This is a genomic window from Phytohabitans maris (assembly GCF_031085175.1).
GTDB lineage: Bacteria > Actinomycetota > Actinomycetes > Mycobacteriales > Micromonosporaceae > Phytohabitans > Phytohabitans maris.
Genome location: NZ_JAVHUY010000005.1, coordinates 58645 through 76641, shown reverse-complemented (window position 1 = coordinate 76641; position 17997 = coordinate 58645). Strand labels below are relative to the sequence as shown.

At 74.5% G+C, this 17997-nt stretch carries 13 protein-coding genes and 1 pseudogene; 3 read left to right on the top strand and 11 right to left on the bottom strand.

Annotation, left to right across the window (positions count from 1 at the left end):
* Positions 1-478: 478 nt before the first annotated feature.
* Positions 479-1510, top strand: coding sequence for a LacI family DNA-binding transcriptional regulator (locus RB614_RS06690; RefSeq protein ID WP_308711485.1), 1032 nt, complete (start codon positions 479-481; stop codon positions 1508-1510).
* A gap of 66 nt (positions 1511-1576) precedes the next feature.
* Here RB614_RS06690 and RB614_RS06685 read toward each other — a convergent pair whose 3' ends face one another.
* The 10 genes and pseudogenes from RB614_RS06685 to RB614_RS06640 all read right to left on the bottom strand — a co-directional run bounded on the left by RB614_RS06685 (position 1577) and on the right by RB614_RS06640 (position 12444).
* Positions 1577-2533 carry a DNA topoisomerase IB gene (locus RB614_RS06685; protein WP_308711484.1) on the bottom strand — a complete coding sequence of 319 codons (957 nt, stop codon included), beginning with the start codon at positions 2531-2533 and terminating at the stop codon, positions 1577-1579.
* Positions 2517-3404, bottom strand: a complete 888-nt coding sequence (locus RB614_RS06680) for a glycosyltransferase family 9 protein (protein ID WP_308711483.1) — start codon at positions 3402-3404, stop codon at positions 2517-2519. The genes RB614_RS06685 and RB614_RS06680 overlap by 17 nt, the downstream gene beginning before the upstream one ends.
* Positions 3401-4087, bottom strand: a complete 687-nt coding sequence (locus RB614_RS06675) for an SDR family oxidoreductase (RefSeq protein ID WP_308711482.1) — start codon at positions 4085-4087, stop codon at positions 3401-3403. Before RB614_RS06675 ends, RB614_RS06680 begins: the two co-directional genes overlap by 4 nt.
* Positions 4087-5463 carry a PfkB family carbohydrate kinase gene (locus RB614_RS06670; RefSeq protein ID WP_308711481.1) on the bottom strand — a complete coding sequence of 459 codons (1377 nt, stop codon included), beginning with the start codon at positions 5461-5463 and terminating at the stop codon, positions 4087-4089. The genes RB614_RS06675 and RB614_RS06670 overlap by 1 nt, the downstream gene beginning before the upstream one ends.
* 5 nt (positions 5464-5468) lie before the next feature.
* A pseudogene (locus RB614_RS06665) lies at positions 5469-6092 on the bottom strand (D-sedoheptulose-7-phosphate isomerase); the annotation flags it as partial.
* Positions 6092-7309, bottom strand: a complete 1218-nt coding sequence (locus RB614_RS06660; RefSeq protein WP_308711480.1) for a glycosyltransferase — start codon at positions 7307-7309, stop codon at positions 6092-6094. The gene RB614_RS06660 and the pseudogene RB614_RS06665, both read right to left, overlap by 1 nt.
* An 11-nt stretch (positions 7310-7320) precedes the next feature.
* Positions 7321-8265, bottom strand: a complete 945-nt coding sequence (locus RB614_RS06655; RefSeq protein ID WP_308711479.1) for a glycosyltransferase — start codon at positions 8263-8265, stop codon at positions 7321-7323.
* Entirely contained in the window at positions 8262-9818 is a 1557-nt protein-coding gene (locus RB614_RS06650; RefSeq protein ID WP_308711478.1) for an HAD-IIIA family hydrolase, read from the bottom strand. The genes RB614_RS06655 and RB614_RS06650 overlap by 4 nt, the downstream gene beginning before the upstream one ends.
* A 35-nt stretch (positions 9819-9853) precedes the next feature.
* Positions 9854-10810, bottom strand: a complete 957-nt coding sequence (locus RB614_RS06645) for a glycosyltransferase family 2 protein (RefSeq protein WP_308711477.1) — start codon at positions 10808-10810, stop codon at positions 9854-9856.
* On the bottom strand, positions 10807-12444 hold the full coding sequence (locus tag RB614_RS06640; RefSeq protein WP_308711476.1) for a carbamoyltransferase family protein: 1638 nt from the start codon (positions 12442-12444) through the stop codon (positions 10807-10809). The genes RB614_RS06645 and RB614_RS06640 overlap by 4 nt, the downstream gene beginning before the upstream one ends.
* Positions 12445-13837: 1393 nt before the next feature.
* Here RB614_RS06640 and RB614_RS06635 point away from each other — a divergent pair.
* Positions 13838-14644 (top strand): SAM-dependent methyltransferase, encoded by an 807-nt coding sequence (locus RB614_RS06635; RefSeq protein ID WP_308711475.1) that lies wholly within the window; start codon positions 13838-13840, stop codon positions 14642-14644.
* Complete coding sequence (locus RB614_RS06630) at positions 14641-16344, top strand: putative bifunctional diguanylate cyclase/phosphodiesterase (protein ID WP_308711474.1); 1704 nt, start codon at positions 14641-14643, stop codon at positions 16342-16344. The genes RB614_RS06635 and RB614_RS06630 overlap by 4 nt, the downstream gene beginning before the upstream one ends.
* Positions 16345-16404: 60 nt before the next feature.
* On the opposite strand, the gene RB614_RS06625 is transcribed toward RB614_RS06630, so the two are convergent.
* Positions 16405-17991: a phytoene desaturase family protein gene (locus tag RB614_RS06625; RefSeq protein ID WP_308711473.1), complete on the bottom strand. Its 1587-nt coding sequence runs from the start codon at positions 17989-17991 to the stop codon at positions 16405-16407.
* Between the last annotated feature and the right edge of the window lie 6 nt (positions 17992-17997).

Below are 17997 nucleotides of genomic sequence, written 5' to 3'. Positions count from 1 at the left end.
AAAGATGGAGCTACCGCGACGTCCGTCGTGGTCCAGACCGCTGCGCGGGGCCCCGGGGAAACGCTCCGCGGCTGATGCGGACCGGGGCATATCCCATAGTGGAGGTTCGAGGGTGCCGGCTGGTGGCCCGACTAGCCGGGCGCAGGTCGGAGCCACCAGCCGGTGACCGTGGGGTGTGTGGTGCCCTCCCTCCTTTACCGAGTCGTTGACACGACCGGAGGCCAGGCCCGCATCGAAGCCGGGCCCCGGTGCGCTCGCGGGTGGGCGGCCGGGTCGTCGGTGGTGGCGGGACGGAGGGCGCCGTCTATGTGAACGTGAACCCAGCTACGACCGGACATGCGGGCACCCTCTGACGTACCGACAGGACCTGGCCGCCCGGTGGCCCGAAAACCTTTTCGGCAATCTAGCGATGTCGCTGTAACGCTGTCAAGGGTGTCTTGGTGTACCCTCCGACGAAACGCCTCGCGAAAGGATTTCGGTGGCCAGGCAGCGTTCCAGACCGGTCACGCTGACCGACGTGGCTCGCCGCGCCGGCGTGTCCGTCGCCACCGCGTCCAAGGCGCTCAACGCGCGCGACGAGGTCGCCCCGGAGACCCGCCGGCGGGTGCTCCAGGCGGCCGACGACCTCGCGTTCCAGCCCAACGTACTCGCTCGGGGCCTGCTGACCGGCCGCACCCGCACCATCGGGCTGCTGACCGACGAGCTGGCCGGGCGGTTCTCCATCCCGATCCTGCTCGGCGTCGAGGATGCCCTCGCGAGCGGCCAGATGTCCGTGCTGCTCTGCGACGCGCGTGGTGACGCGATCCGGCGCCAGCACTACATCCGCACGCTGCTCGCCCGCCAGGTCGACGGCTTCGTGGTGCTCGGCGACTCCAACGACCTGCGCCCCTCGCTGACCCGCCAGATCCCGGTCCCGGTCGTGTACGTGTACGGCGAGTCCGACGACCCGCGCGACCTGTCCGTGCTCGCTGACGACGAGCACGGCGCCCGCCTCGCCACCGAGCACCTGGTGTCGCTGGGGCGCCGGCAGATCGCGCACATCACCGGCCCGGAGACCTACCGCGCCGCCCGCGACCGCGCCGCCACGTTTCGCAAGGTGCTGACCGACGCGGGCCTTCCGGTGGCCGGCGGCGACCCGCTCTTCGGCGAGTGGTCGCAGCGCTGGGGCCGCCACGCCGCCCGCACGCTCCTCACCGCGCACCCCGGCATCGACGCGGTCTTCTGCGGCAACGACCAGATCGCCACCGGCGTGGCCAACACCGTTCGCGAGATGGGCCGCCACGTCCCCGACGACATCTCCATCGTGGGGTACGACAACTGGCACGAGTTCGCCTCCGACTGCCAGCCGCCACTGACCACAGTAGACCTCAACCTGCAGCAGCTGGGTGAGACGGCCGTGCACCACCTGTTCGCCGCGCTGGACGGGCAGCCCGCCTCCGGCGTCATCCGCCAGCCGTGCCGGCTGGTCGTCCGCGACTCCACCGGCCCGCCGGCCACTCCACACCCGTGATCGAAGCTCCCTTCACGTCGTTAGAACGACTTGAGGGGAGCTTTGATCACCAAGAGCTCGCACCCGCTACGAAAGCAGGTCGCGCACGGCCTTCTCGCTCGGTGCGGCGGCCACCCGGCCGTCGTGGTAGAGGTCGACCACGCGCGGGTCCACATAGGAGGCCTTGGCGACCGCCGGCGTGTTGCCCAGCAGCTCGGCCACCTCGCGCATCACCGCCGCCACCGCGCGCTTGCGCCGCGTCGCCGAGCCCTGCGGCCCCTCCCCCGCCAGGCTCCACGCGGCCAGCAGCGTCGCGTGCCAGGTACGCAGGTCCTTGGCGGTCATGTCGGTGCCGCTCGCCGCCCGCAGGTACTCGTTGACGTCGTCGCTGCGCATGTCGTGCCAGCCGCGCCCGTCCCAGTACCCGAACAGCCGGTCGCTCCCCTTTCGCCGGCGGTGCAGTGCGCGCAGTACCTCGCAGACCCGCGCGTCGGTCACCTCGCAGGCCTGCTCCACGCCGCCCTTGGCCGGAAACTCCAGCACCACACCGCCCTTGCGGCCGCGTACGTGCTCGGGGCGGAGCGTCGCCACCCCGTACGTCGGGTCGTCGCCGTTCGCGTACTCGTCGCCGCCGACCCGGAACGCGCCGGAGTCGAGGAGTGCGGCGATGGCGGCCAGCACCCGCTCCCGCCCGAGGCCGCGCCGGCCCAGGTCGGCGTTGACCTGGCGGCGGAGCGCCGGAAGGCGGGCGGCGACGTCGAGCACGTGCTCGTGCTTTTCCGCGTCGCGGTCGGCCCTCCACTGTGGATGGTAGAGGTACTGCTTGCGGCCGGCCGCGTCGATGCCCGTGGCCTGGATGTGCCCGAGCGGGTCCGGCGAGATCCAGACGTCGCTCCAGGCCGGCGGGATGACCAGCTCGCGCAGCCGCCGCAGGGTTTCTGGATCGGTGATCTTCGCGCCCCGCTCGTCCACATAGGAGATCCCGCGCCCGCGCCGGCGCCGCCCGTAGCCGGCCGTGGTCAGGTCGCTACGCCGCAGCCGCACACGTCACCTCGTCCACGGCGGCGAGCACCTCCTCGACGCCGATCGACGCGACCGTCGGCCCGCGCCACAGGGCGCGGTGCTCGGCCCGGTCCGGGGGCGGTCCCCACAGCTCGGGCGTGACCGGTCCGAAGAGGACGACCGACGGGACCCGGTACGCGGTCGCGAGGTGGGCGACACCGGTGTCCCCGCTGACCACGAGCCGCGCGTGGCCCACCGTGCCGGCCAGCTCGGCCGGATCGGTGCGGCCGGCCAGTACGGCCTCCTCGGGCAGGCCGGCCAGCGCGGCCACGCACTCGGCGACCGGCCGCTCGGCCGTGGAGCCGGTGACCGCCACGTCGAAGCCGCGGGCGGCCAGGTCGCGGGCCACCGCCGCGAAGCGCTGCGGCGACCAGCGCCGTTCCGGGGCCTTGGCGCCGGGGTGCACCACCGCGACGCCCCGGCGGGCCGGCGCGGGCGGCGGGTGCAGCGCGAGATCGGTGGGGTCGGTGGGGACGCCGTACCACTCCAGCAGCCGGCACCAGCGCCGCACCTCGTGCTCGTCGTCGCTCCACTGCGGACCGTCCACATGCTCCGCCTCGGGGCAGGCGAAGCCGCCCAGCCGCGCGGGCTGGGAGCGGCGCAGCAGCCGGTGCGACTGCGGCCCTTTGCCGTGCAGGTTGACCGCCCAGTCCGCGCGCGGCAGCGCACGGGGATCGAGGCCGTCGCACGGCACCAGCGCGTCGATCCCGCCGACCAGCTCGGCCAGCGGGCCGAGCCAGGCGGGCGCGGCCAGCGCGAGCGTCCGGTCCGGAAACGCCCGGCGCAGCGCGCGCAGCGCCGGCACACCCGTGGCCAGATCGCCGATCCCCAGCGCCCGCAACACCAGGATCATGGGTACGACGACTCCTGCTCGGCGCAGACCACGATCTCGCGTACCGCGGAGCCGGGCGGCTGGTTGAGCGCGAACATCGCCGCGGCCGCCACGTTCGCCGGGTCGTTGAGCTGGGCGTCCGGCCCCGGCTTGTACTGCTCGTCGCGCCCGTCGAAGAACGGCGTGCGCATCCCGCCCGGCACCAGCAGCGTCACGCCCACCGTGCCGGCCAGCTCGGCGGCGAGGGCCCGGGTGAAGCCGACCACGCCGAACTTCGCCGCGCAGTACGCGGTCGCGTCGCTGACCGCCTTGAAGCCGAGCGTTGAGGCCACCGTGACGACCGTGCCGTGCGCCCGCTCCAGGGACGGCAGGGCGGCCCGGACCACCGCCGCGGTGGCGAGCAGGTCGATCGTGACCGTCCGCTCCCACACCTCGGCCGGTACGTCCGCCAGCCGGCCCGGCACGTCCACGCCGGCCGCGGTCACCACCGCGTCCAGCCGGCCCGCCTCGTCCACGATCCGCCGGGTGGCGTCCTCGGCCGCTCCGGTGTCCGCCAGGTCACACTCCACCCAGGTCACACCGTCGACCGGTGCGGCCGGCGGCCGCCGGTCGAGGATGAACGGCCGCCAGCCCTCCTTCGCCGCCGCCTCCACGACCGAGGCGCCGAGCCCACTGGACCCGCCGCTGACCAGAACGACCTTCATCAGACTCCCTCCAGATGCCGGGCCGCCGCGATCATCCGCGTCGTCGAGCGGCCGTCCAGGTACGGCACGATCACGCATTCCCCACCCCACCGCTGGACGAGGTCGGCCTCGGGAAGCAGACCTCCGTCGCTGCCGTAGTCGCCGCCCTTGACCCACACGTCCGGACGGAGCCAGGAGAGCACCGCGTCCGGTGTGGACTCCTCGAACACCACGACCGCGTCCACAGCGGACAGTGCGGCGAGCAGTCGGGCCCGGTCGTCCTGGCGGACCATCGGCCGTTCCGGCCCCTTGAGGGAGGTGACGCTGCTGTCGGAGTTGAGGCAGACCACGAGGCAGTCGCCGAGCCGGCGAGCCGCCTCAAGAGTGGCGATGTGCCCCGCGTGCAGCAGGTCGAAGCAGCCACCGGTCGCGACCACCCGGCCGCCCCGGGCGCGTACCCGGCCGACGAGCTCGCCGGCCGCCTCCCGGCCGACGCCCGCGGCGTTCACCGCCGGCACTTCCGGGGCGAGCGCGGCGTGCACTCCCCCGCTCGCCACGTACGCGGTCGCCTCCCGCACGGCCGCCTGCACGGCCTCGGAGACGAGCGCGCCGCCGGCGAGGGCGAGCGCGGCCGTGGCGGCGAACCGGTCGCCGGCACCGCACGTGTCGCCGCCCACCCGGGCGGGCGTCGGTACGACCAGCGGGGTAGGGCCGTGGCAGAGGAGTGCGCCGTCGCCGCCCATCGTGACCGCGACGGCGCCGGTACGCCAGCGCTGGCGCAGCTCCTGCCCGCCCCGGGCGGCGGTCGCGACCCGGTGGCCGCCGGCTGAGTCACCGGTCAGATGGCGGACCTCGGCCTCGTTCGGCGTGGCCAGCCGCACCCCGCGCACCGGCGCCGGCCCGCGCGGATGCGGGTCCCAGACCACCGGGGCGGTCGTCTCGGCGAGCGCGGCCCGCAGCGCCGGCTGCCGGGCCAGCCCGCGCCCGTAGTCACTGACCAGGATCGCGTCGGCCTCCGCGATGGCCATCAGCGCGGCCGCGTTCGGTTCGCCGGCGACCTCCGCGTCGCCCCGGTCCAGCCGCAGCAGCGCCTGGCCGCGCGAGCGCAGCCGGATCTTCTCGGGGGTGGTGCCGGTCATGCGCAGGGGGTACAGCCGGACGCCGGCGTCGGACAGCAGCGCGCTCAGCCGGGCGCCGGCGGCGTCGTCGGCCAGCCCGGTGACGAGCGCGACGTACTCTCCGCGCCGCGCGGCCAGCAGTGCGGCCAGACCCGCGCCGCCCGGACGGTCCAGTGTGGACTGCTCGGCCAGCACCGGTACCGGCGCGTCCGGGCTGACCCGGGTCACCGCGCCGTCGACGTCCCGGTCCAGCAGCGTGTCTCCGACGATGACGATCATTGAAGCCCTCCCACCGGTACGGCGCGCCACGCGGGCGCGGGGAGTGACGGCAGCGCCAGGTCCACGTACTCGCAGAGCACGTGCACCGACACCAGGTGGAGCTCCTGCACGACCTGCTGGTCCGGCGACGGCACCGCCAGCACGTCCGAGCAGAGTTCGGCGAGCGGGTTGGGGCTGGGGCCGGTGAGTCCCAGCACCCGCAGCCCGCACTCGGCGCCGGCCTCGGCGGCCGCGAGCAGGTTGGTGCTCCGCCCGCTCGTCGAGAGCAGCAGCAGGACGTCGCCCTGGCGGCCGTGCGCCCGTACCTGCCGGGCGAACACCTCGTCGTACCCGAAGTCGTTGCTGACCGCGGTGAGCGAGGACGTCTCGGCGGTGAGCGCGATCGCGGACAGCGCCGGCCGGTCGTCGCGGAGCTTGCCGACGAGCTCGGCGGTCAGGTGCTGGGCCTCGGCCGCGCTGCCGCCGTTGCCGGCCGCGAGCAGCCGCCCGCCGCCGACCAGCAGCGCGGCCAGCTCGGCACCCCAGCGGTGGAGCTTGCTGGCGGCGTGGCGGTACGGCACCAACGCCGAGGCCAGACCCGCCAGGTGACTGTCCAACACGGACACCCGGCCGGAGACGTCGTCGTCCATCAAGCCACCGCCCCGGTCGCCGGACGCAGCCCGCTCACCGTGGCGTACACGGCTCCCAGTTGCTCCGCGGCCCGCTTCCAGGAGTAGCACTGGCGGGCCCGATCGAGCGCCGCGGTGGCGTACGCGAACCGCCGCACGGGGTCGCCGAGCACCCGGCGCAGCGCCATGCCGAGCGAACGCGGGTCGCGTGGCGGTACGAGGTCGCCGGTGAGCCCGTCCACGACGGTGTCGGTGAGGCCGCCGACGGCGGTGCCGATCACGGGTACGCCGCAGGCCATCGCTTCGAGCGGGGTCAGCCCGAACGGCTCGTACCAGGGGGCGGTCGCCAGGACGTCCGCGGAGCGGTACCAGCGCGGCATCTCGTTCGCCGGCACGGCACCGACGATCCGCAGCCGGTCGGCGACCTTTGTGGACTCGGCGAGGCGGCGCAGCTTGCCGGCGAACTGGTCGCCGTCGAGCCGGTCGGGTGGCGGCCCGCCCACGACGACGCACTCGGCGCCGGGAACGATCTTCAGCGCGCGGATCAGGTCGGCGAAACCCTTGCGCTCCACGAACCGCCCCACCGTCAGGATCCGTGGCCGGTCCGGGTCACGCGGCTCCGCCGCACCCTCGGGCGAGAACCGCTCACTGTCCACACCGGACGGGATGAGCGCCATGCGGTTGCGCGGCACACCCATCCGGACCAGCTCGCGCACCTCGTCCTGGCACTGCGCGACGACCCGGTCGACGGCCCGGCCGAGCGCCCGCTCGTACCCGATCCGCCGCGCCGGGCTGGTGTCCGCCGCGCCCTGGTGCCGCCGCTTGACCGTGCCGAGCGCGTGGTACGTCTGCACCACCGGCACGCCGGTCTGGCGGCCCGCGGTGACGGCGGCGAGCCCGCTCATCCAGAAGTGCGCGTGCGCCACGCTCGGCGCCCACTCGTCGCCGCGCCACTGGTCGACGAGCCAGCGGCTGAAGTCCTTCATGTACGGCAGGAGCTCGTCCTTGGGCAGCGGCTCCGGCGGGCCGGCTGGTACGTGCGCGACCGTCACGCCGTCTGCCATCGGCACCAGCACCGGCTGGTCGGTGGAGTCCCGGCGGGTGTACACGCGAACGTCGTGCCCTTCGCCGGCCAGCGCGGTGGCCAGCTCCGCCACGTGGGTGTTCTGCCCGCCGGCGTCGACTCCCCCGAGCGCGGCCAGCGGGCTGGCGTGTTCCGAGATCATCGCGATGCGCATGGCGAACCTCCTCATCCCCCACGACCACAGATCGACTCGAACAGCCTGTCCCAGTCGGCCAGGAACCGGTCGAGCCCGTAACGTTCATTAGCCGCCACCCGGGCGCGGTCGCCCAGCCGGCGGGCCTCCTCCGGCTCCTCCAGCAGCCACCGCGCCGCCTCCACGAGGGTCTCCACCCGGGTGGAGACCACGCCCGCGTCGGGTGGCACGGCCTCGACCGCCTCGGTGGTGGCGAGCGCGGCGACGGGCATCCCCATCGCCATCGCCTCGACGAGGCTCAGCCCGAGCGACGTCCACCGGCACAGGTGCAGGTACGCGCGGCGGCGAGCGATCTCGGCGTGCATCCGCGCCTGGGGCAGATCGTCGTGGGCATCCACATCAGACAGTGCTAGCCCCGAGACACCCATCCCGTACACGTCGAGCGGCGCCACGGCGGCGAACCGCGGGAACAGGTCGGTGCCGGTCACCCGGCCGCGGCGCACCGGCTCGTTGGTGGCGACGGCGAGGCGGCTCAGCTCACCGGAGTAGCGGGCCGCAGGCGGCACGATGCCGTGCTCGACAACGGTCGTACGGGTGCCGCCGGTGTCCCAGAAGAGCTCGTTGAAGTGGGTCACGTGCACGATCAGGACGTCGTCCCGGTCCGCCATCGGGTGGCGGGAGTCGGGCACGTCCCCCTTCGGGGTGTTGTGCTCCACGAAGACCAGGGGCGGGCGGCGGCCCAGCCAGCGGTCGACCAGCTCCAGCTCGTCGGGGCGCTGCAGCACCACCACGTCGACGTCCTCGGCCGCGAGCCGCTCCGGCGGGACCTCCTCGGCGGTGTCCGGCCAGTCGTACGTGCGGGCGCGGCCGAGACCGTACCGGCCCCGGTCCGGGGTGACCGGTACGAGGTAGCGGTGCTTGCCGTGCACGAACGCGGTCGTCCACGATCCGTGCACGTGCCAGAGCAGGACGTTCACGGCGCACCGACCCGGCGGACCGCCTCCACCACCGCGAGCGGGTCCACCGTGGACAGGCAGGGATGGCCGGCGACCGGGCAGACAGCCGCCCGGGTGTTGCGGCACGGGGCGGTCGCGTCGCCGATGCGCACCCACGGCACCCGGTACGGCCCCCACTGTCCGAACGGGACGGTCGGCGCGAAGAGGCTCACCACCGGCGTACCGACCGCGGCGGCCAGGTGTGCGGGGCCGGTGTTGGCGACCACGAGGCAGGCGGCCCGGGCGATGACCGCGGCCAGCGCGCTGAGCGAGGTCTGCCCGCCGAGGTCGAGCGCGGAGGCGCCGGCGACCCGGGCGCTGAGCGGCAGCTCCTCCGGTCCGCCGGTGACCACCACGCGGTGTCCGGCGCCGGTGAGCGCGGCGACGATCTCGGCGTACCGCTCGGGCGGGCAGGCCCGGGCCGGCACGGAGGCGCCGGGGTGCACCACGACGTACCCGGGAGCCAGGTCCGGTCCGCCCTCGACGTCGCGCAGCCGCAGCTCCGGCACGTCGTCGGGCGGGAGTGGAAAGCCGGCCGCGGCGGCCAGCGAGAGCGCCCGCTCCGGCTCGGGGATGCCGAGCGGCACGCGGTGCCGTACGTCCAGAAGGGAGCCCGGGTAGTCGTCGCTGATCGCGGCGATCCGGCGCACGCCGGCCATCCGCAGCACCAGTGCGAGCGGGAGCGCCGACTGGTGGAACGAGGTGAACAGCACAGCCTCCTCCGGCGCCGCCGCCGCGAGGCGGTCCACCATGGCGTCCACTTCGGACCGGGCCAGCGGCTCCGGGCTGGGGTCGATCCACGGCAGCCGCCACTCGATCAGCTCGTCGACGCCGGGCAGCAGCTCGGCGGCGCGCCGGCCGCGCGGCCCGCAGAGCATGACGACCCGCTCGGCGCCGGCCGAGACGGCCCGGATCGCCGGGCCGGTGACCAGCACGTCGCCGGCGGAGTCGGGGCGGGCCACGAGCACGGTGCCGCGGCGGGGCCGGGTGGTGCCCGCGGGTACGAGTCGGGAGCGGCGCAGGATCTGGCGTACCGCGGCATCCAGGTCGCCGGCCACGGTGGGCGCGGCGGCAACCTCCTCGGGTCGGGTGACCTCGGTGGGCACCAGGATGCCGGCGGCGCCCGCCGCTCCGGCCGCCGCCATGTCGCGGCCGATGTCGCCAACGACCACGCAGCGCTGGGGTGTGGTCCCCAGCGCCGCGGCGGCATCGACGATCATGCCAGGCTGTGGCTTGCGACACCGGCACCCGTCGCGCTCTCCGTGCGAGCACACCTGCCAGGTGTCGAACGGCCCAAGCAGCTCCTCCACCCGGGCGTTGACCTTCGCCACGTCCTCGGGCGCCAGCCGCCCGCGGGCGATTCCTGACTGATTGGTCACTACACCGAGCCGGAACCCGGCCGCGCGAAGCCGGTCCAGCGCGGCCCGTGCGCCCGCTACCGCGCGCACGAGGGCTGGATCCCCGTTGTACGGCACATCGTGCACGAGCGTGCCGTCGCGGTCGAAAAGCACCGCATCGAACAGATGGCTTCGCACATGACGCTGGTTCCCGAGGTCAGAAGAAGTAAACATCAACTGGACCCGCCCCCGAGCGGGCGCGCGCCACGCCAGCGCCACCAGCCGCGCAGCCAGTGCACGGTCGCCAGTGGAGGGATGAGCACGCTCGTCAGGAGCGCGGCGGCGATCTCGCGGGGTGCCTTCGGGCCGGGCTTGATGCGGGCGGCCGCGAACTCCGCCGTACCCGCCAACCAGGCCGCCCCCGCCACCATCCGCAGGCGCGGCACGGTGGCGGCCACGACGAGCGCCGCGGTGATGACCGCGTGACGCGGACGCCGCCCGGGCAACCCCTCCACGCGCGCCCGCCACCGCGGCCCGTACAAGCGCCGCAACAGCGCGTCGTCCGCGTTGCCGCGCTGGGCCCGCAGGCTCACCCACGGCCCTTCCGGCCGCACCGGGTGGGTCACCCGCCGCGCGCCGCGCACGAGCTCCCAGCCCGCGCACCGCACCCGGTAGGCCAGCTCGGCGTCTTCCCGGTACGCGCGCGGAAAGCGTTCGTCGAAGCCGCCCACGCCGGCCAGCGCGGTCCGCCGGTAGGCCATGTCCGCGGTTATCCAGCGGGCCTCCTCGAGGCCCGCAGTGGCGCGCTCCCAGTCGGTGGGCGGCCGGTCGCGCGGCAGCGGCACACGGATCCGCCCCTGCACGCCGCCGACCCGCGCGGGCACGTCCAGGTCCGCGCGGAGCCGCGCGAACCAGTCCGGGTCCGGCACCACGTCGTCGTCCAGAAACGCGACCCACGGGAACCGGGCGGCCCGCCAGCCCGTGTTGCGCGCCGCCGCCGGCCCGCGGCCGCGTCCCGCCAGCATTTTCGGGTACGCGCCGTCCCGCACCGGGAGCCCCGGAGAGCTCGACCGGCCGGGGCGGTCGTCCACCACCAGGATCTCCGCACCCTCCGCTGTGGACGGAGCCAGGCGGTCGAGGAGCACGGCGAGGCTGGGCCGCCCCACGGTCGGCACGACGATCGAAATCAACGGAACGCCTCGGCCCGGCGCACCGCGTACGGCCCGATCGCGAGCAGGTCTACCGGTGCCGAGCCGAAGAGCTCCATCGCCTCGCGCGGGGTGTCCACTATGGGCAGCCCGGCGGTGTTGAGCGAGGTGTTGACGACGACGGGCAGCCCGGTCAGCCGGTCGAACTCGGCCAGCATCTCGGCCACCAGCGGCTCCTGGGCACCGTCCACTGTCTGCACCCGCGCGGTACCGTCCACATGCACCACCGCCGGGATCCGGTCCCGCCACTGTGGCCGTACGGTGTGGACGAACAGCATGTACGGGCTCGGCAGCACCCCGTCGAAGACCTCGGCCGCCCGCTCGGCCCGCACCATCGGCGCGATCGGGCGAAACTGCTCGCGCCCCTTCACGTCGTTCATCCGCCGGGTGGTGTCCCGGTCGCCGGGGTGGGCGAGCAGCGAACGGTGGCCGAGCGCCCGCGGGCCGTACTCGGCGCGCCCCTGAAACCATGCCACGATGCCGTTGCCGGCCAGTACCCGCGCCGCCTCCGCGGCGATCGACTCCGCCCGGGTGAAGGGGAGCGCGGCGCGGCGCAGCTCGGCTTCGAGGTCGGCGTCGCTCCACCCGCGGCCGAGGGCCACGCCCGGCATCGGCTCGGGCCGCGCTCCCTCCTCGCGGGCGACGTGCAGCGCCGCGCCGAGGGCGGTGCCCGCGTCGCCGGCCGCCGGCTGCACCCACACGTGCTCGAACGGCCCCTCCGCCGCGATCCTGGCGTTGGCGACGCAGTTGAGCGCGGTGCCGCCGGCCATCGCCAGCACTCGCGGGCCGCCGGCCGCCTCGTACGTCCAGCGGGCCAGGTCGAGCAGCACCTCCTCCAGCCGCGCCTGCGCGCTGGCGGCCAGGTCGGCGTGCTCCCCGGTCATCTCACCGCCCGGCGCGCGGGGCTTGGCGAGGGTGCCCCAGGCGACCGGCTCGACGGTGAACCCGCCCTCCCCGTCCGCCCGGACCAGCTGGCGCAGCAGCGGCAGGTGCTTCGGCTCGCCGTAGGACGCGAGGGCCATCACCTTGTACTCGTCACTGGAGTGCTGGAAGCCCAGGTGGCGGGTCAGATCCTCGTAGAGCAGCCCGAGCGAGTGCGGCAGCCGCTGGGCGCGCAGCGCGGTGATCCAGCCGTCCCGGTACACCCCGGCGAGGTGACTGGCCGACTCACCCCGCCCGTCCAGCACGAGCACCGCGGCGTCGTCCCGGTACGGCATGGCGAGCCCGGCCGAGGCGGCGTGCGCGACGTGGTGCGGCACGAACCGGACCATCCCCGGGTCCAGCCCGGGCAGGGCGGTGGCCAGAAACTGCGGCGCACGCTGGGCATACTCGACGCGCAGCCAGTCCCACGGGTCGCTGTCGTCAAGATCCTCACGGCAGAGCGCCGGGTCGAACGAGTACGCCACCGCGTCCAGGTCGCCCGCCTCCAGCCCGGCCCGCTCCAGGCACCAGGCGGCGGCCAGCTCGGGCAGCTCCCAGGCGCTGAAGGGCACCGGCCGCTTACCGTGCTTCCGGCGGCTGAACCGCTCCTCCTCCGCGGCGGCCACCACCCGCCCGTCCACGACGATCGCCGCCGCCGGATCGTGAAAGATCGAGTTGACCCCAAGCACCCGCATGACCCGCGAGATACCCGGCCATTCCCCTTCTAACCCTCGCCCCACCAGCAGCTCAGAGCGTTCCCAGAAGCAGATTTACCCCGGTCCGCCTCACCTGCGGACCGCATGCGCGGGGTCCCCCGGGGGAAACGTGGAGCGCAGCGGAGCGTTTTCTTGGGGTGCTTTCCCGCGGGCACCGCTCCGCCCGGCGGCGAGCTGGCGCTCGCCGACTTCCCCGGCCTCCGCTGCCAGCTCCGCCCGGGTTCCTCGCCCCGTCACCGCCGGAGCCCTACGGAGCTCTCGAGCTGCACGCGCGGACGGGGCACCTCGGCGACCGCGCGGCGGCGAGGGGTCACCGCGGCCGAACGCGGAGGGTGCGGCTCCCACGCCCAGGCCGCGCCGTTGGGCCGGCGCCGGCGCTCGCGCGATGCCCGAAAGACCACGATCACCAACCCCAGCGCCGATCATGGGATCCGCCCACCCTTCGGGTGACGGGCCGGCCGGCCGCGCCGGACGGCGTCGGCGGAGTCCCGGGTCGAGCCCTGTCCGTCCGGGCCGCCGGGCCCCGGTGCCGGCTGGATGTGACCCCACCCACCGGCACGGCTACGCCGACGTCCGCGATCCGCGCGAACGACCTCCTGCCGGGCAGGCGGCAGCTCCGTGGGCGGAGCCCTCGGCTTGATGCGGCGCGGTCGGCCCGGACCGGGAAGGTCCCGGGTCCTTGATCGACGGACCGTGCGCCCAGCTCGAGAGCTTCAAGGACGCACGGACCCGCTGGCGGCGCGCGCCCCGCCGACCGCGGCGGGTGGACTGTGGACGGCGGAGGGTGAGGCCGCGGGAGCAACGGTCCGGACCCAAATGCCACTCACGCCAGTTCGATCGAGGCTGTGAGCCGGGCGCGCTCGGGAGCGTCAGGCCGCCGCCCGGCCCCGGGTGGGGCCGGGCCACGATCACACCGCGGCGGCGGTCGAGATCGTGGTACGCCGCTGCCCCTGGGCGGGCGGATCCGTACCACGATCTGCTGGAACGGTCCACTGTCGAGCTCCTCTCACCGGCTTTGGCCGGCGAGCACCGGGCGGTCGTTGAGATCGTGGTATCGAGGTGCCCTCGGAGGGGCACAGGAATACCACGATCGCCGCACGTCGACCCCGCGCGGGACGGGCTAGCCATGATCGACTTGAGCTGGGCGGCATTTCGTTCGGACCCACCGCGGGCGTCGCGGTAGCGCAAATCTCTCGATCGCGGCGCGGGCCGACACGCCACGGGATGCCTGATCAACATGGCGGATGTGGCACGGCGCTGAGCTGGGCCGGAGCCCCGCGCGCGGCGGGCGGGCATGCGAATGTATCGACCGCGGAATTGAGCCGTGGGCCGGAACACAGGATACTTGGGGTCCCATCACCAGAGGAGCGCGATGACGGACCGACCGGACTGGGCACCCGACGACGTCGATCACGACAGCGCGACCGTGGCCCGGGCGTACGACTATCTGCTCGGCGGGTCGCACAACTTCGCCGCCGACCGGGCGCTGGCGCGCCAGCTGATCTCCGTCTTTCCCGATGTGAAGGTCCAGGCGCGGGTCAACCGGGCCTTCCTCCACCGGGCCACGCGGTTCGTCCTCGACCAGGGCGTCCGGCAGTTCCTCGACATCGGCTCGGGCATCCCCACGGTCGGCAACGTCCACGAGATCGCGCAAAAGGTCGACTCCGAGGCGCGGGTGGCCTACGTGGACATCGACCCGATCGCGGTGGCGCACAGCCGGCAGATCCTGGCCGACAACCCGTACGCCACGGCGATCCGCGAGGACTTCGCCAACCCGCGCGCGGTCCTGGAGCACCCGTCCGTGGTGGAGCTGATCGACTTCGACCGGCCGGTGGCGCTGCTGCTGGTCGCGCTCCTGCACGCCGTGCGCGACGACCGCGATCCGTACGGCGCGCTGGCCGTGCTCAAGCAGCGGCTGGCGCCGGGGAGCTACCTGGTGATCGGCCACGGCACCCACGAGAGTCACCCGGACGAGTTCCGCGAGGCGGCGGAGGCGATCGAGCGCACGCCCACGCCGCTGGCGATGCGGACGCACGCCGAGATCCTGCGGTTCTTCGACGGGTTCGAGCTGGTCGAGCCGGGCCTGGTCTGGGTGCACGAGTGGCGCCCCGACTCGCCGGACGACAAGCCCAGCGGCCTCTCCGCGCTCAACTACGGAGGTGTGGGGCGCAAGCCATGACACCGGTAGAGCGGTTCGCGCGGGAGTGGGGGCGGTCGGTCCACGACGCCAGCTATGTGCTGCTGACCGGGGCCGAGCGGGACGCGTTCTTCGTCGACCTGACCAAGCGGATAGCGGCGGCGCTGACCGCGGAACTGTTCGACCCCGCGGTCGGCTACCAGGTCGGCGTCGACCTGGCCAGCACCGAGGAGATCGCCCCGGAGGCGCTCGGGCGCACCATCACCGAGCTCTCCACCCGCCTTCTCTCCACACTGGACCTGTCCGGTGTGGTCGGTCGCGAGCGGGTCACCGCGCTGGTCGAGGCGCTCTCCATGGGGTATTCGACGGCGCTGCACGACCACACGCTCGACCGGCAGGAGGCGGTGCGCCGGGCCGACATCGTCGCGCGGTCGGAGGCGGAGCAGGCCCTGCGCCGCAGCGAGGAGCGGTTGCGTCACGCCGCCCTGCACGATTCCCGCACCGGCCTGCCCAACCGGGCGCAGCTCACCCAGTGGCTGGGCGAGCTGCGCACCGACCCGGCCGCGCCGGCCCGCTTCGGCGTCTGCCTGATCGGCCTCGACCGCTTCCGCGCCGTCAACAACAGCCTCGGGTACGCGGCCGGCGACCGCCTCCTCGCCGCGGCCGCCGAGCGGCTGGCCGACCTCCCCGAGGGCGTCGCCTGCCATCTGGGCGGCGACGAGTTCGCGCTGCTGGTCCGCGGCACGACCGGGCCGGAAGACGCCATCAAACCGGCCGACCGGGCGCTGGCGGCGCTGCGCACACCGTTCGAAGTGGACGGTCACGAGCTGCCGATGTCGGCGAGCGCGGGCGTCGTGGAGCGGGCGGTCGACGACGGCGACCCGGCCGACGCGCTGCGCGCCGCCGCGATGGCGCTGCACTGGGCCAAGGTGGACGGTCGCGACCGGTGGCGGTTCTTCGACGAGGAGCGCAACGCCCGCGCCGTGGCCCGCTACCGGCTCTCCGCCGCGATGCCGGGCGCGCTGGCCCGGGGCGAGTTCGGGCTGGCGTACCAGCCGATGGTCAACCTCGCCACCGGCGCCGTGGTGGGTGTCGAGTGCCTGGCCCGGTGGGACCATCCGGAGCTGGGGCGCCTCTTGCCCGGCCGGTTCATCACCCTCGCCGAAGACTCCGGCTTCATCCTGCCGCTCGGCATGCACCTGCTGGAGATGGCCTGCCGCCAGGCGGTGCGCTGGCACGGCGACGGCGGCGAGCCGCCGTTCGTGAGCGTCAACCTGGCCGCCCGGCAGCTCTGCCATCCGGGGCTCGCGGCCGAGGTGGCCGTGGTGCTCGACCGGGTCGGCCTGCCGCCGCACCGGCTCCAGCTGGAGATCACCGAGCACGCGGCGATGACCGCCGAGGGCGACGCGGTCGACAATGTACGGGCGCTCGCCGGCATGGCGGTCCGGGTCGCGCTCGACGACTTCGGCACCGGCTACTGTGGACTGTCGTACCTGCGCCGACTCCCGGTGCAGGCGATCAAGCTGGCCGGCTCGTTCGTCGCCGGTCTCGACGGAGACGGTCCGACCGGCCGCACCGACGAGGCGGTGCTCCGCGCGCTGATCCAGCTTGGACACACGCTGCGGCTCACCGTGACCGCCGAGGGCATCGAATCGGAGCACCAGCGCGCCCGGCTGCACGCGCTCGGCTGCGACCTCGGGCAGGGCTGGCTGCTCGGCCGCCCCAAGCCGTCGTTCCCGTGATCGAAGCTCCACCCAAGTCGTTCTAGCGACGTGGGTGGAGCTTCGATCACGGGAAGGGGGTCAGTAGAGGGCGCGGTGCGCGGCGGCGATCAGCGCGTGGTACGCGTCGCCGGTGAGGAAACGGTCGCGGGCCAGTGCCGCGCGGGCCGCGTTGGCGCCCGGGCCGCCGTGCACGCCCGCGCCGGGATGCGCCGACGAGCTGGCCAGGTAGAGACGGTCGACCGGCGTGTCGGCCCGGCCCAGCCCGGGGATCGGGCGCAGGAAGAGCTGCTGGTACGCCGCCGAGGTGCCACCGCCCAGCGCGCCTCCGACCAGGCTGGCGTTCTCCCGCTCCAGGTCGCCGGGGCCGGCCACGTGCCGCCCCACGACGAGCCGCCCGAAGCCCGGCGCGTGCTCCTCCAGCACCCGCTCCATCCGCTCCACGTGCGCGAGCACCTCCTCGGCCGGCCACTCGCGGCGAAACGGCAGGTGCGTGTAGCACCACAGCGACTCGGTGCCCGGCGGGGAGTGGGACGGGTCGGCGGTGCTCATCTGCCCGAGCAGGAGGAACGGGTCGCGGGGCAGCTCGCCGGTGGCGAGCGCGGTCGCGTACCGGGCCAGGCCGTCGAGGTCGGCACCTAAGTGGACGGTGCCGGCGCCCGCCGCGGCCGGATGCTTCCACGGCATCGGGGCGGAGAGCGCCCAGTCCACTTTGACCGTCGAACCGTCCCACTGGAAGTGGGCCAGGTCCTCCACCAGCCGGGGCGGCAGCAGCGCCGCGCCGACCAGGTCGAGATAGAGCGCGGGCGCGGGCACGTCGGCGAGCACCGCCCGCCGGGCCCGCCACCGCTTGCCGTCCACGGTGGACACACCCATCGCCCGCCCACGCGCGGTCAGGACCCGGTCGGCGCGGGCCGCGTACTCGATGCGTCCACCGCGGGCCCGCAGCCGCGCGACGAGCGCGTCGGTGATCCGCTGCGCGCCGCCCTCCGGGACCGGCCAGCCGTACTCCTGGCCGAGCATCGCCAGCAGCCAGCCGTAGACGCCGCTGCCGGCGTCGTCGACGGAGAGGTCGGTGTGCAGCGCGCTCCCGGCCATCAGCAGCTGGGCGCCCTCGCCGCGAAACATCTCCCCGCCCAGCTTGCGACTGGGCAGGACCAGCCGGCGGGCCAGGCGCAGCGCCCCGGCCGGCCGCAGCCGGGCGAGCAGCGCCGCGCCGCCCCGCACCGGGGGAAACGGCGTGAACAGCGTCTCCAGCAGCGGGGCGGAGACGGACCGCCACTCCTCGTACGCGCGCAGCCACCGCTCCCCGTCACCGGCGGCGAACTCCGCGACGGAGGCCGCGGTGGTCTCCGGCCGCCGGTTGAGCGTGGCCGTCCGCCCGTCGGGCAGCAGGTGGGTGAGCACGTCGGGCGCGTGCCGCCAGCCGATGTCGAGGTCGAGCGCGCGCATGACCGGCGACGCGTACCCGAGCGGGTAGAACGAGCTGTAGAGGTCGCTGAGGTAGCCGGGCGCGGTGACCTCGGCGGAGCGGACGGCCCCGCCGGCCGAGCCGGTCGCCTCCAGCACGACCACGTCCCACCCGGCGTCGGCCAGCAGGTTGGCGGCCACGAGGCCGTTGTGCCCCGCGCCGACGACGACGGCGTCGGCTACCTCGGCTGGGCTCACACCAGA